The organism is Serratia sp. H1w, from assembly GCF_000633355.1.
Lineage (GTDB): Bacteria > Pseudomonadota > Gammaproteobacteria > Enterobacterales > Enterobacteriaceae > Chania.
Genome location: NZ_AYMQ01000018.1, coordinates 57,419 through 72,814 on the forward strand (window position 1 = coordinate 57,419; position 15,396 = coordinate 72,814).

The 15,396-nt window shown below is 54.2% G+C and carries 10 protein-coding genes; 4 read left to right on the forward strand and 6 right to left on the reverse strand.

Features of this window, described 5'->3' with window-relative positions:
* Positions 1 to 128 precede the first annotated feature (128 nt).
* Together pcaB and U869_RS0103540 are read left to right on the forward strand one after the other, a co-directional pair.
* Positions 129 to 1,481 carry a 3-carboxy-cis,cis-muconate cycloisomerase gene (pcaB, locus tag U869_RS0103535; RefSeq protein WP_025121598.1) on the forward strand — a complete coding sequence of 451 codons (1,353 nt, stop codon included), beginning with the start codon at positions 129 to 131 and terminating at the stop codon, positions 1,479 to 1,481.
* 30 nt (positions 1,482 to 1,511) lie between these two features.
* Positions 1,512 to 2,936: a DASS family sodium-coupled anion symporter gene (locus U869_RS0103540; RefSeq protein ID WP_025121599.1), complete on the forward strand. Its 1,425-nt coding sequence runs from the start codon at positions 1,512 to 1,514 to the stop codon at positions 2,934 to 2,936.
* A gap of 94 nt (positions 2,937 to 3,030) precedes the next feature.
* Here U869_RS0103540 and phoH read toward each other — a convergent pair whose 3' ends face one another.
* The 5 genes from phoH to putP all read right to left on the reverse strand — a co-directional run bounded on the left by phoH (position 3,031) and on the right by putP (position 9,446).
* Entirely contained in the window at positions 3,031 to 3,819 is a 789-nt protein-coding gene (gene phoH / locus U869_RS0103545; RefSeq protein WP_021180979.1) for a phosphate starvation-inducible protein PhoH, read from the reverse strand.
* A 611-nt stretch (positions 3,820 to 4,430) separates the two neighbouring features.
* Positions 4,431 to 5,726, reverse strand: a complete 1,296-nt coding sequence (gene efeB / locus U869_RS0103550; protein WP_025121600.1) for an iron uptake transporter deferrochelatase/peroxidase subunit — start codon at positions 5,724 to 5,726, stop codon at positions 4,431 to 4,433.
* Positions 5,727 to 5,737: 11 nt separating this feature from the next.
* Entirely contained in the window at positions 5,738 to 6,874 is a 1,137-nt protein-coding gene (gene efeO / locus U869_RS0103555) for an iron uptake system protein EfeO (RefSeq protein ID WP_025121601.1), read from the reverse strand.
* A gap of 18 nt (positions 6,875 to 6,892) precedes the next feature.
* Positions 6,893 to 7,738, reverse strand: coding sequence for an iron uptake transporter permease EfeU (gene efeU / locus U869_RS0103560; protein ID WP_025121602.1), 846 nt, complete (start codon positions 7,736 to 7,738; stop codon positions 6,893 to 6,895).
* Between the two features lie 229 nt (positions 7,739 to 7,967).
* Positions 7,968 to 9,446 carry a sodium/proline symporter PutP gene (gene putP, locus U869_RS0103565; protein ID WP_029987751.1) on the reverse strand — a complete coding sequence of 493 codons (1,479 nt, stop codon included), beginning with the start codon at positions 9,444 to 9,446 and terminating at the stop codon, positions 7,968 to 7,970.
* 556 nt (positions 9,447 to 10,002) lie between these two features.
* Here putP and putA point away from each other — a divergent pair.
* Entirely contained in the window at positions 10,003 to 13,977 is a 3,975-nt protein-coding gene (gene putA, locus U869_RS0103570) for a trifunctional transcriptional regulator/proline dehydrogenase/L-glutamate gamma-semialdehyde dehydrogenase (RefSeq protein WP_025121604.1), read from the forward strand.
* Positions 13,978 to 14,050: 73 nt separating this feature from the next.
* Here the strand turns inward: putA and U869_RS0103575 are convergent, their stop codons facing one another.
* Entirely contained in the window at positions 14,051 to 14,689 is a 639-nt protein-coding gene (locus U869_RS0103575) for a TetR/AcrR family transcriptional regulator (RefSeq protein WP_025121605.1), read from the reverse strand.
* Positions 14,690 to 14,897: 208 nt separating this feature from the next.
* Between U869_RS0103575 and U869_RS0103580 the strand changes: the two genes are divergently transcribed.
* On the forward strand, positions 14,898 to 15,396 hold a 499-nt coding region (locus tag U869_RS0103580), incomplete at its 3' end, for a nitronate monooxygenase (RefSeq protein ID WP_025121606.1).

Genomic DNA, 15,396 nt, shown 5'->3' on the forward strand with positions numbered 1-15,396 from the left:
AGCCTATCTGCACAGCAAAAACATACATGCGCTTGACTTTCGCTCAATGCGCTGTGCTCCAAATTGTCGACGCATGGCATATGAAACAGATCTTACCTTACCACTATTCTTCCATTGAGGGAGGCATCATGGCTTCTAATGTTCTTGATTCTATTCTGTTTCGCGATTCATTCGGCACCCCGGAAATGCGGGCTATTTTTGATGATCGCGAATTGGTTCGCAAGTATGTTGAGGTAGAGATTGCCTTGGCGAAAGCCCAAGCAGCCTGCGGAGTGATACCGCAAGAAGCAGCGGATGAAATTAGTACCAGCTGTAATGCGGATACGCTGGACTTTGAACTGCTACGTAATGAAACCGAAATCGTGGGTTATCCCATTCTGCCACTAGTGCATCAGATAGCGAAGCAGGCTGGAAATTCGGGCGGGTATGTTCACTGGGGGGCTACTACCCAGGACATTATGGACACCGCCGTGGTGCTGCAAATCCGTGATGCCTTTGAGCTGATTGAAACCGATATTGACCAACTGCGCAATACCCTCGCCGACATGGCTTTACGCTACCGCACAACCCCAATGGCCGGGCGTACTCACCTGCAACAGGCCTTGCCGATCACTTTCGGTTATAAAGCAGCAATCTGGCTCAACATGTTTGATCGTCACGCCGAGCGTCTGGCTCAGGCTCGCCCACGCGTGTTGGTTGGCCAATTTGCCGGGGCTGCAGGGACTTTGGCTTCGCTGGGTGACAAGGGGTTGGAGGTCCAGCAGGCCATGATGCAAGAACTCGGGTTGGGAACCCCTGTTTCCACCTGGCATGTGGCGCGTGACGGATTTGCCGAGGCCGTGAATCTGCTGGGGCTGATCACCGGTTCACTGGGCAAAATCGCCTTTGACGTGATGCTGATGGCCTCTAACGAATATGGCGAGCTATATGAACCGTTCGTCAAAGGACGCGGCGCCAGCAGCACTATGCCGCAAAAACGCAATCCTATTTCTAGTGAACTGATGCTGGCCTGTGCCAAAGGCGTTCGCCAGCAGGCTGGGTTGATGCTGGATGCCATGGTGCAGGATCTGGAGCGTGCTACCGGCCCGTGGCATGCCGAGTGGATCGCCATCCCAGAAAGTTTTGTGCTTAGCGCCGGGGCGCTCAAGCAGGCGAAATTCATGTTGGGTGGCCTGATTGTTGATGAGGCGGCAATGGCTAGAAACCTGAATATGACCAAAGGGTTGATCGTGGCCGAGGCCGTGATGATGGGACTGGCCCCCTATATCGGACGCCAGGATGCGCATGATGTGGTTTACGACGCCTGCCGCATCGTCAATGAAAACGGCGGAAATCTCGCCGATGTCCTCAATGCAATGCCTGCCATTACCAGCCGTCTGGAGCCGGGATTGATTAAACAACTCACTGACCCGGCCAATTATCTGGGCATGGCACCGCAGATGGTGGATCGGGCAGTGAAATATTCAGCCCAACAGGGCTAAAAAACTCAATCCTTTCATAAGGAGATGATTATGTCAGCCGAATCATCCAACAGAAATAAAAAGATTGTCGCTGCACTAATTCCAATATTGTTGGGCGTGATTATCTGGCTTTGCCCAGTGCCAAAGGGATTAACTCCGCAGGCCTGGCAAATGTTTGCCATCTTCGCTGCCACCATTGCCGCTATATTGACCCAACCGCTGCCCTCCGGGGCAGTCATGCTGGTGGCGCTGTGCGTGACGATCTTTACCAAAACCCTGACCGAAGCCCAGGCTTTATCCGGCTTTGCCAGCGGTACGGTATGGTTGATCTTCTGTGCTTATATTCTTTCACTGGGATTTGTAACATCAGGCTTGGGCAAACGTATCGCCTATAAAATGCTGTCGATGTTTGGCGGCAGCAGCCTCGGAATTGCCTATTCGCTGGGGGTTTCCGATCTGATTATGGCTCCCGCCATGCCATCGGTCACGGCCAGATCGGGGGGAATTATCTTTCCCATCGCCCGTTCGATTAATGAAGTTCTGGGCTCGGCACCCGGCGTGAGCGGCAAAAAAATCGGTGATTTTCTGATTATGGTTTGCTTCCAGTTCACACCGATCACCGGTGCTATTTTCCTGACCGGGATGGCGGCAAACCCGTTGGTGGGCAGCCTCGCCAAAAGCTCGCTAGGCGTGGAAATTACCTGGGGCGGTTGGTTCGTTGCAGCCGTAGTACCGGCGATGGTGTGTTTTTTGCTAATGCCACTGCTGGTGTATAAAATCCTCGATCCAGAGCTTAAAAAGACGCCTGAAGCCAAACAGATGGGGCATCGTGCTCTAAACGAGCTGGGGGCTATGTCCGGCACCGAGAAAAAAGTGGCGTTGGGTTTTGCCTTGGCACTGCTAGGCTGGGGAACCAGTTTGCTGACTGGGCTATCCGCGACCACAGTAGGCCTGGGCCTGGCCGCTTACCTGTTTGCCACTCGGGCGGTAAGTTGGAAGGATCTGCTTAAGGATCAGGCCGCCTGGGATACGGTGATTTGGTTCAGCGTGATCATCAGCCTGGCTGGTGGGCTTTCCAGCCTCGGTTTTATCAGTTGGATGACCTCCCAGTTGCAAACTTCCATCAGCGGTTTTGGTGCCATGCAGACGTTTGTGATCCTTGGCGTGCTGTATATTTATGTGCACTATCTGTTCGCCACAGCGTCCGGCCATGTCGCTGCGCTATATGCTCCGTTTGCCGCCACGGCCATCGCTGCCGGCGCACCGCCGATGATGGTGGCCATCTGCTTTGGTATCTTCAGTAATCTGATGTGGGGAAATACCGAATATGGTGGTGGTCCTGGCCCGATTTACTTTGCTCAGGGGTATTTTGAACGGCCACGCTTCTATAAAATCAATTTCTGCGTAGTGACCATCAATGTCATTCTGATCTTTGTTGTCGGCCTCGCCTGGTGGAAATTGTTGGGATATTATTGAGTTAACTCGTAAAATTAGATCCGTCTGAATTATTCAGCATTGTTGCTAACAAAAAGGCCACCGACATGGTGGCCTTATAAAGCTATCAGAAAGCTTAATCGTAGGCATTAAGCGTGCGCTGGCACAGCGCAGAGCGCACACAGTCCTGTTTATCGAAGCGAATAATGCCAACCATCTCGTCCTCTTCGAAGCGCTCCAACGCGTCGCTAAGGCCGGATTTCACACCGCGTGGCAAATCGCACTGGGTAATATCACCGTTAACGATGACCGTTACGTTCTCACCCAGGCGGGTCAGGAACATCTTCATTTGGCTGGCCGTGACGTTTTGCGCCTCGTCCAGAATGACCACCGCGTTTTCGAAGGTACGCCCGCGCATATAAGCGAAAGGCGCTATTTCTACCTTGCCGATTTCCGGGCGCAGGCAGTATTGCAAAAATGACGATCCTAAACGGCGTAACAGAATGTCATACACCGGCCGGAAATAAGGGGCGAACTTCTCAGAGATATCCCCCGGCAAAAAGCCGAGATCTTCATCCGCCTGTAGAACCGGACGGGTAACGATAATCCGATCCACCTCTTTATGTATCAGGGCTTCAGCTGCCTTGGCGGCACTGATGAAGGTTTTGCCGCAGCCGGCTTCACCAGTGGCAAATATCAATAGCTTGTTTTCTATGGCTGATAAGTAATGACCTTGAGCTTCGGTTCTAGCCTCGATGGTAGAAGTATCCCGGCTGTCACGCGCCATGCCGATAGATTCCACACCACCCATTTGTACCAGCGAGGTCACGCTTTCTTCTTCACGCTGGCGATGACTACGAGCGTCACGACGAATGACGCGTTTGGCTTCACGACGTGCTTTGATCACTGCTTTCTGTCTTCCCATAGTGGCACCTTACAGTTTGTTTCACCTACCGCAACGGCAGTCGAAAACCGCGCGATTATGTTACACACGTATTAGGTTGTGGCCCCCTTTAAAGCCATTGGATGACGTGAACAGTCGTTCACAGGAAAATGTGATTTGCGTAAAACAGGAGTGTGTGTCAGCCGGATTAATGCGAATGGCAAGCCAAGAGTCGGTCAGAAATTGAGAGTCGTAGAGAGGGCCCTCGTTACAACGAGAAATCAGGGAAGGTCTGTTATTTGTTCTTTGTAGCCCAACCAAGGACTTTACCATTAGCGATCCCCGCAGTGATATTTACAGCATTCAGCTGTGCACCGTGTGAAAACTACCGCCAGATGATTACAGTATAATGACATTCAACCGCGCCGCGTTGCTAAAATGTAAAAATTTTTAATATTTTTTGTTTTAACTCGCTGCAACACCACTATATCAAAGCGCAAATGACTTGGCATTAAATTATTTTATATAAATATATCAATAAGTTAATATTAATTTTGCCGAATGACATTCAGGTTTCCGGATTAAAATTTGAGCAAATAAAAAAGCGCAGCCTTTGCGCTACGCTTCTTTTTCTTACCGGCAGTTTTAGTGTCTCAAGCCTGCAACAAGCCGCTGGCCAAATAATCATCACGGGTCTTGGCACCCGGTAGCACGAAGAAATAACCGCCGCCAATGGGCTTGACGTATTCCTCCAGCGCTTCGCCGTTCAACCGTTTTTGCACCGTCAGGAAGCCCTGCTCCAGATCGGCCTGGTAACAGACAAACAGCAGGCCCATTTCCAACTGACCCGAATTGGAGACCCCCAGTGAATAGCTATAACCACGGCGCAGCATCAGGCTGCTCTGGGTTTGCGGCGTGCGTGGGTTGGCCAGCCGAATATGGGCGTCCATTTTGATCAGCTTACCTTCCGGATCCTTGGCATAATCCGGTTCATCGTGTTCGTGTTTCATCCCCAGCGGCGCGCCGCTGTGTTTTTCACGACCGAAAATGGTTTGCTGCTCCTGCAACGGCGTACGATCCCAAAATTCCACGTGGAAACGTATGATACGTGCGGCCTGATAGCTGCCGCCGACGGCCCAGGCAGGTTCCCCCGCTTTATCACCAACCCACACCACCTGATCCATTAACGGCTTATCGCTGGTTTTTGGGTTGGCCGTACCGTCTTTGAAGCCCAGCAGGTTAATCGGTGTCTCTTTACCCCGGCTACGGGCCGAGTGTGCCGAGATAAAACCTTCCCGCTTCCAACGCACGCTGAGCAGATCCGGCGAATGCTTGATGATATCGCGCAGCGCATGGATCACCGTTTCATTGGTATTAGCACAAATTTGCAGCAGCAAATCACCATGGCACAGGGAAGCATCGAGCGAATCGTTGGGAAAACGCGTCATGGTTTGCAGATGCAGCGGCTTCTGCGCCTGTAAGCCAAAGCGCTCATCAAACAGCGAGGTGCCGACAGAAACGGTAATGGTCAGGTTATCCGGGTAGATTTCCGGCCCCATGATGCCCGAATCCAACGGTGGCAGCTTGGGATCGACCTCTGGAGCCTTACCGCCGCTGGTGAGGAATGCGATACGAGTGGTCAACAGGCGAAACAGTCGTTCAAGATCCTGTTTGTTGGTCGCCAGCACGTCGAAAGCCACCAACATCATGGCCGCCTGCTGCGGCGTCAGGATCCCGGCTTGGTGTTGGCCGTAGAACGGTTGTTTTTGCCAACGTTCGTCCTGCAAGGTAGCCAGCGGTTCTTCAGCAGCCCGGGCCAACGAAGGCCCCGCCAACGCCAAAGCGCCGCCCATCATGCCCAAACCTTGCAACAACCGCCTGCGCGATGGCGAAGCGGCCTGCTCATCCTGAGGAAACGGCCCGTTATGCGGGCCGGTCTTGTGATTCATTATGCTCTGCCTTAATCCAGACCCAGCACGCCACGCAGCTGTGACAAATCTTCTGCCAACGTGGTGATCGGCCCTTTCATCGCGTTACGATCCGCGGTGGTCAGCTTCTCGTAGGATTCATAACCCTCTGGGGTTTTATACTTGGCCAGGATGGTATCCACGGTTTTAAAGTTGGCGTCGATCTTCGCCAGCAGTGGCTGGTTGGCCTTTTCCAACAGCGGGCGCAGCAGGTTGACGATCTTCTGCGCGCCATCAACGTTAGCCTGGAAGTCCCACAGGTCGGTACGGCTGTAACGATCTTCTTCACCGCTGATCTTGCTGGCCGCCACTTCTTCAATCAGGCCAGCCGCACCACCCACCACTTTGCTCGGTGGGAAGGTCAGCTCAGAGATGCGTTTTTGCAATTCCAACGTATCTTTGTACAGCCCATCGGCATACTCATTCATGCCTTTGGTGGTGTTGTCGGCAAATAGCACTTTCTCCAGGCGGTGGAAACCGGTGAATTTCGGATCTTCGGCCTTCTTCTCATAGTCGTCTTCACGGGCATCGATGCTGCCGTCCAGATCGGAGAACAGTTCGGCAATCGGTTCGATACGCTCATAGTGCTGACGCGTTGGTGCATAAAGCTTGCGGGCCAGGGCTACGTCACCGGCTTTGATCGCATCGGTGAACAGCTTGGTTTGTTTGACCAGCCCTTCAACTTCCTTGGTGACATAAACCTTATATTCGGCAATCGGGCCAACCAGGTCCATTGCGTTAGGCTTGCCATCGGTTGCTGCACCGACCGCCGCTGTGACGACAAGTTTGCCTTTCGGGTTGCTCAACAGGCCGCAGGTCATGTCGTATTCGCCCGGCTCCAGGTTCGCAGTCATTTTCTGGGTGAAGCCCGGCGCGATGTTTTCACGCTCTTCCACTACCATCACCCCTTTGAGGATTTCCCACTCAAGGTTCTTCTGGCTGGTGTTCTTCACCACGAACTGGGTTTTACCGGCAGGCAAGGTCAGTTGCATCGGCTCACACTGTTTGTCGTTAACGGTCACTTTAACCTGTGGGACATCCGCCGCCAGCGCATTGAGGCTCAGCGCGAAAGCGGGAACGGCCAGTAATGCCGCGTGCAATGCCTTGCGGCGAAATAACGGAGTAGACATACGGTATTCCCTATTAAATTAGTGATGAGTCTTGCGCTGCACCGGGATCGCTGAGGACTCCGTACGCTGCGGCAGGAAAAAGAAAGTCAGAGCAGGGATCAGATACAGGAAATAGACCGCCACTTCGCTGACCGATGGCGCTTCCTGATAGCCGAACATTCCTTCTAGCAGGGTGCCCAGCAGTGAATGCGTAGATAGCTGGTTGCTGAGGTCGAAAGCGATATCCTGGAAGTGGTTCCACAGCCCGGCTTCATGGAAGGCACGGATCGCTCCGGCCGCCAGGCCCGCAGCCACAAACAGAATAAACAGGCTGGTCCATTTGAAGAATTTGGCCAGGTGCAGCTTGATGCCGCCCCAATAGGTCAGCATGCCTACCACAATGGCGCACGCCAGGCCGAGCATCGCACCGACTGGCGCGGCAAGGCCCACGTCCTGCTGAAACGCAGCCAACAGGAAGAATACCGACTCCAACCCTTCACGAGCGACGGCAAAAAACACCATCGCCACTAATGCCCACCCTTGCCTTTTGCCCGAGTTGAGCGCGTTATCGATCGCCCCTTCAAGATGCACCTTCACCGAGCGGGAAACCTTACGCATCCAAAACACCATATAGGTCAGGATGCACACCGCCACTACCGCCACCAGTCCTTCGAACAGCTCTTGCTGTTTTTGCGGAAACTCGCCGGTGGTTTCATTGATGAAGATCCCTAGCGCCAGGCACAGCGCCACGGCGACGATCACCCCAATCCATACCACACCAAGCCATTGACCGCGTTGAGTCCGCTTCAGATAGCTGGCGATCAAACTGACGATCAGCGCAGCCTCCAGCCCCTCACGGAACATGATAAGGAAAGGAACAAACATAGAATATTAACCCCTGAAAAGGCGCTTGTAGTCAGCCGCTGGCGCTGGATCGGCCGAGGCCACGGCTATGTAAAGAAAAGTAAACCAGAACGATAGTGATTATCATTCTACTGAAAAGAAAAACAAGAGGCGGAAGTGTGATTTTTATTAATCAAATGTCGCTAGTTGTTACAGGAGGGTGAAGCAAAGAGACTCTCTCCCTGATTGCCAGGGAGAGATGAAGGCAGGTTTAAACGGTTTTAAACTCGGTTTCTGCCAGATCAAAACGCTTGGTGATGGTTGCCGAAGGCTGGCGGCCCATCAGGCTGACCAACACAATGGCGATGCTGCCAAACACGAACCCAGGAATGATTTCATACAGATCCAGCCACGCATACTGCTTCCAGACGATCACGGTGATCGCCCCCACCAGCATACCGGCCAGCGCACCGTTACGGGTCATACGCGACCACATCACCGAGATCAGTACCACCGGACCAAATGCAGCCCCAAATCCGGCCCAGGCATAGCTGACCAGACCCAGCACCCGGTTCTCAGGGTTAGCCGCCAGGGCAATCGCCACCAGCGCCACTACCAGCACCATCATACGCCCTACCCACACCAGTTCACGCTGGCTAGCACCTTTACGCAAGAAGGCTTTATACAGGTCTTCGGTGATGGCACTGGAACACACCAGCAACTGGCAGCTCAAGGTACTCATTACCGCCGCCAGAATGGCCGACAGCAAGATCCCGGCAATCCACGGGTTGAACAGCAGCATGGCCAGTTCGATAAACACCCGCTCGCCATTTTGCGAGACGTTACCTGCCTGCTCCGGGTTGTTGGCAAAGTAGGCGATACCGAAGAAGCCCACCGCGATAGTCCCGGCCAGGCACAGGATCATCCAGGTCATACTGATGCGGCGTGCGCTACGAATGGTGCGATGAGAATCCGCCGCCATAAAGCGCGCCAGAATATGCGGCTGACCGAAGTAACCCAGGCCCCAACCCAGCAACGACAGGATCGCCACCAGATTCAGCCCCTTCATCATATCCAGATTGGCTGGGTTTTTCGCCGCGATCACCAGCATCGAACTATCGATACCGCCCACGGCGATGATCACAATCACCGGCGTCAGGATCAGCGCAAAAATCATCAGGCTGGCCTGCACGGTATCGGTCCAGCTTACCGCCAGGAACCCACCGATAAAGGTATACAGGATAGTAGCGGCCGCCCCTGCCCACAGCGCTGTGGCGTAAGTCATGCCGAAGGTACTTTCAAATAGACGCGCCCCCGCCACAATGCCGGAAGCACAATAGATGGTGAAGAACACCAGGATCACGATGGCGGAAATCACCCGCAGCAGTTTGCTGTTATCTTCAAAGCGGCTGGTGAAGTAATCCGGCAGCGTCAAGGCATTGTTGTTGGCTTCGGTATGCACGCGCAACCGCCCTGCCACCAGCTTCCAGTTCAGGTAGGCCCCGATGGTCAGCCCGATGGCGATCCAGCTCTCCGAAATACCAGAAAGGTAAATCGCGCCCGGCAAGCCCATCAGGAGCCAGCCGCTCATATCGGAGGCCCCAGCGGAGAGCGCAGTGACTACGCTGCCCAGGCTTCGGCCACCCAGAATGTAATCGTCGAAGTTGTTGGTAGCCCGGTAGGCTAGCAGGCCAATTATCACCATCCCAAGAATGTAGACCACGAAGGTCACCAGCATTGGTGTGTTCATTATCTTAAACTCTCCATTTTTTCTTCCCTTCCCCTTTCAGGCCGCCGCGTTATGGGCAGCTTGTTGAAAGTTATCGGGTATTTTTATATCAGTAATTTCACCCGCCAGGCGCCGGAAAGGGGCGCATTGCGATGATGGCGGGTAAACAGTGGTTAAACCCATCATGATCTGAACGCTGGCTATCCTAGATGACGGGGTCAATAACCAACAAGACATTTAACAATAAACTCACACAAAACTCACCCCAGGTCACACTTATCCGCTGTCACGGTTGTACATAACCTATGCAAAATGAGTTGCACCTCTTACTTAACCCTGATTTATACAGGGAAATTGTCGCATTACTGACCAAAGCACTGTGCCACAGCTTGCAATCATAGGTTGGGGTGATGTTAAAAAACCGCGTGAGCTCACAATTCGCAATCGGCCAGATTTAACAAGGTTGCACAAAGTTGCAACATGCAGGATATTGTCGGCATCTATAACCTTAAAACTCTACGGAACGCCCCCGATCTGGCCGGTTGGCAGGGTTTCCAAATACAGGAGCAGGATTGGCATGGGCACTACCACAATGGGCGTAAAGCTCGATGAAGCAACCCGCGATCGCATCAAGAGCGCGGCACAACGGATTGACCGCACGCCACACTGGTTAATCAAGCAGGCTATTTTCAACTATCTTGAACGTCTGGAAAGCGGTTCCGATCTGCCAGAAATTCCAACGCTGGCCGCTGCCAGCCAGGCAGAAGAAATGGAGGACGCTTCGCCACAAGTACCTGAAGAGTCCCACCAGCCGTTCCTGGAGTTTGCCGAACAGATCCTGCCACAGTCTGTAACCCGTGCGGCCATCACTGCCGCCTACCGTCGTCCGGAAACTGAAGTCGTGCCGATGCTGCTTGAGCAGGCGCGTTTACCCGCCGATTTGGCACAGGCGACGCATAAACTGGCCTATGGCATTGCCGAAAAGTTGCGTAACCAGAAAAGCGCCAACGGCCGTGCCGGTATGGTGCAAGGGCTGCTACAGGAGTTTTCGCTTTCTTCTCAGGAGGGCGTAGCTCTGATGTGCCTGGCCGAAGCGCTGCTGCGTATTCCAGACAAGCCAACCCGCGATGCGTTAATCCGTGACAAAATCAGTAACGGTAACTGGCATTCTCACCTCGGCCGCAGCCCTTCGCTGTTTGTCAACGCCGCCACCTGGGGCCTGCTGTTCACCGGCAAGCTGGTGTCTACCCATAATGAAGCCAATCTTTCCAGCGCTCTGAACCGCATCATCGGTAAACGTGGCGAGCCATTGATCCGTAAAGGGGTCGATATGGCGATGCGCCTGATGGGCGAGCAGTTTGTGACCGGTGAAACCATCGCCGAAGCGCTGGCCAACGCGCGCAAGCTGGAAGATAAAGGCTTCCGCTACTCTTACGATATGCTGGGTGAAGCCGCACTGACCGAAGCCGATGCGCAGGCGTATCTGGTTTCCTATCAGCAAGCGATCCACGCCATCGGTAAAGCCTCCAATGGCCGTGGCATCTATGAAGGCCCTGGTATCTCGATCAAACTTTCGGCGCTGCACCCACGTTATAGCCGCGCTCAGTACGATCGTGTGATGGAAGAACTCTATCCGCGTCTGTTATCCCTCACATTACAGGCGCGCCAATACGATATCGGCATCAATATCGATGCCGAAGAAGCCGATCGTCTGGAGATCTCCCTCGATCTGTTGGAAAAACTGTGCTTTGAGCCGCAGTTGGCCGGTTGGAATGGTATCGGCTTTGTGATCCAGGCTTATCAGAAGCGCTGTCCGTTCGCCATCGATGCGGTAATCGATATGGCCAGCCGCAGCCGCCGTCGCCTGATGATCCGCCTGGTAAAAGGCGCTTACTGGGACAGCGAAATCAAACGCGCCCAGATGGATGGCCTGGAAGGCTACCCGGTATATACCCGCAAGGTGTATACCGACGTTTCCTATCTGGCCTGCGCTCGCAAACTGCTGGCGGTACCGAATCTGATCTATCCGCAGTTTGCCACCCACAACGCCCACACCCTGAGCGCTATCTATCATCTGGCGGGCAATAACTATTATCCCGGCCAGTACGAATTCCAGTGCCTGCACGGCATGGGGGAACCGCTGTACGAGCAAGTGGTGGGCAAAGTGGCCGATGGCAAGCTGAACCGCCCTTGCCGTATTTATGCACCGGTCGGCACGCACGAAACGCTGTTGGCCTATCTGGTACGCCGTCTGTTGGAAAACGGGGCCAACACCTCATTCGTTAACCGTATCGCCGATGCCACCCTGCCGCTCGACGAACTGGTGGCCGACCCGGTCAGCGCCGTTGAAGCCATGGCCGCCAGCGAAGGCCGCATTGGTTTACCGCATCCACGTATTCCGTTGCCGCGTGAGCTGTACGGTGAAAAACGCGTCAACTCCAGCGGGTTGGACCTCTCTAACGAACAGCGATTGGCTTCACTGTCCAGCGCTCTGCTCACCAGCGCTATGCAGCAATGGCGCGCAGAGCCGATCATTGATGCACCTTTGGAACAAGGTGTGGAACAACCGGTGATCAACCCTGCCGAACCGGGAGATATTGTCGGTTACGTGCGTGAAACCACCGAAGGTGAAGTCAGCCGGGCATTAGACGCCGCTGCCGCTGCCGGGCCGATCTGGTTTGCCACCCCACCAGCCGAACGAGCCGCCATTCTGGAGCGCGCGGCAGAGTTGATGGAAAGCCAGCTGCAAAGCCTGCTGGGGATCCTGGTGCGCGAGGCGGGTAAAACCTTCAGTAACGCTATTTCCGAAGTGCGCGAAGCCGTTGATTTCCTGCATTACTATGCGGGTCAGGTGCGTGACGATTTCGCTAACGACAGCCATCGTCCGTTAGGCCCGGTAGTCTGTATCAGCCCGTGGAACTTCCCATTGGCCATCTTCACCGGCCAGGTTGCTGCCGCTCTTGCCGCTGGCAACAGCGTGCTGGCAAAACCTGCGGAACAGACGCCATTGGTCGCAGCCCAAGCGGTACGCATTTTGCTGGAAGCCGGTATTCCTCAGGGCGTGCTGCAACTGTTGCCTGGCCAAGGTGAAACCGTTGGCTCCCTGTTGGTCAACGATGCCCGCGTGCGCGGCGTGATGTTCACCGGCTCGACCGACGTGGCTGGCATTCTGCAACGCAACATCGCAGGCCGTCTGGATCCGCAAGGCCGCCCAACTCCGCTGATCGCCGAAACCGGCGGTTTGAACGCGATGATCGTCGACTCCTCTGCCCTGACCGAACAGGTGGTAACCGACGTCGTGGCCTCCGCCTTCGACAGTGCCGGACAGCGCTGTTCTGCCCTGCGTATCCTGTGTGTGCAGGAAGACGTGGCGGAACACACCCTGCAAATGCTGCGCGGAGCGATGGCCGAATGCCGCATGGGCAACCCGGAACGCCTGTCTACCGACATTGGCCCGGTGATCGACGCCGAAGCCAAAACCGGTATTGAGCGCCATATTCAGGCCATGCGTGCCAAAGGCCGCAAGGTTTATCAGGCAGCCAACAGCCTGGGGGATGATGAGAAAGAGTGGGCGCGCGGGACCTTTGTCAAACCAACGCTGATCGAACTGGAAAGCTTTGACGAACTGCAAAAAGAGATCTTTGGCCCGGTGCTGCACGTAGTTCGCTTCCAGCGTGCCAACCTGGGTGCGCTGGTCGATCAGATCAATGCCTCTGGCTATGGCCTGACGCTGGGGATCCATACGCGTATCGATGAAACCATCGCCAGAGTGACCGACCACGCCAAGGTCGGTAACCTGTACGTTAACCGCAATATGGTGGGTGCGGTAGTAGGCGTTCAGCCGTTTGGCGGCGAGGGCTTGTCCGGTACCGGGCCGAAAGCCGGTGGTCCGCTCTATCTGTATCGTTTACTGGCCAGCCGCCCTCAGGATGCGGTGCAACGTACGCTGAACCGCCAGGATAACGAGCGTCCTCTGGAGGCGACGGTGCGCCCTGCACTGCTCGCACCGCACCAAGCCCTGGAACAATGGGCCGTGGCGGAGAATCATCGCGAGTTGGCCGTGCTGGCACAGCTTTACGCCGAACTGGGCCAGGGAGGCACCGTACGACCACTGCCAGGCCCTACCGGGGAGCGCAACACGTATGCCCTGTTGCCACGCGAACGCGTGCTGTGTCTGGCGGACAACAATGCCGATGCGCTGAACCAGTTGGCCGCCGTACTGGCAGTTGGTAGCCAGGTGCTGTGGCCGGAAGCCGAATTGCAGCGCACGCTGTATCGTAGTTTGCCAGCCGCCGTACAGGCACGGATCGGTTTCACCAAGGACTGGGCGCAGGATAAGGTCGAATTTGATGCGGCCATCTATCACGGCGATGCAGATCAGTTGCGCACCCTTTGCGAGCAAATCGCCCAGCGCAGCGGTGCCATTGTCTCAGTGCAGGGCTTCGCCCGCGGAGAGACCAACATTCTGCTGGAACGTCTGTTGATCGAGCGTTCATTGAGCGTCAACACCGCCGCCGCCGGGGGCAACGCCAGCCTGATGACGATCGGTTAACCGCTAGTTTTCGATCGACTACGCAAACCCCGCAACAATGCGGGGTTTTTTATTGTATTGGAGTGTAGTACTTCTAAAGCTGGCAAGATGTAGAGAGTGCTTGCCATTGCCCCATAAAAATATCCACCAACCCTGAGAGTTCTTCTCTGGTTGCACCATTGCGGGCTTGCACAGACATGCCCTGAATAACATTGGCAATGTACTTACCCAGCAGAGCACAGTTAGTGTTTTCCAGCAGTTCACCTTGGCGAGCGCGCTGCTCCAGGCACTCGACAATCTTTTTCTCAGCCGAATTTCGTGGCTGATTAAGTTGATTAAATAACGCCTCATCTGCGGCAGACATCCCAAAAGTAGCAACAACCATAAAGCAGCCAGCGGGAGTCTCTGTATCAGTAAACCAATCAACACAAGTACGCAGCAACTGCTCAATCACCTGTGACAAAGGGAGATCGTCCTGTTCAAGGATCACATCTCTGGCATGGCCGTAAGTGGCCAGATACTTATTCACCGCCGCACAAAATAAACCTTCCTTACTGCCAAACTCAGCGTACAGCGAAGAAGGTTTGGTTCCCGTTTCCTCAATCAGTTCAGACATCGACGTGGGCTCATAGCCAAAGCGCCAGAACAGCCCCATAGCCTTTTCCAACACATCGTCGCGATCGAGTTTTTTGGGCCTGCCACGTGTAGGCCGCTCCGGTAGTTCCTTTCTCATGTATAGGGCTCCAAGACCTTGGTTACACTATTTATGTAACGATAACTATAAAATATAGCTCCAGCTTATGCCATGTCGTACATTAAAATAATGATCATTACAAAATGTTGTTGCACCAAAGCCGCTCAGTGCGTATGGTTATTAAATAACGATCGATACATAAATGTTAAGGATCGTTCTTTGCAATAGTTTAAAAAGGAATAGAGCCATGAAATTACAGCGTTTGTTAGCTATCGAAACTCCGGTTATCCAGGCCTCCATGGTGTGGCTGAACTCAGCCGAACTGGCAGCTGCGGTATCCAATGCAGGGGGGCTGGGAGTATTAGGCCCGAATGCCGGACGCCAGGTTGCCAATGGCGGAATAGTTGCGACCGTAGACGCTTTCCGGCAGGAAATAAGGAAAACCAGAAGCTTAACGGATAAACCCTTTGCCGTTAATTACCTCTTGCCCATCGAAGGAGTCGATATCAGTTTTAAATACGCCGAGCCGTTACTGGAGGTCATCCTGCAGGAAAAAATTAACATCGTCATAACCAGTGGTAAGGATATTACCAAAGGTGAAACGTATATCCGCAGGCTGAAAGAGGCTGGGGTTATCGTTATTCACCGCGAAATCTCACCGACGGTTGAGAACTCCATCGTGGCGGAAAGCATCGGGGTAGATGCAATCATTATCACCGGCCATGAGGTCATGTATTCAATGTGTA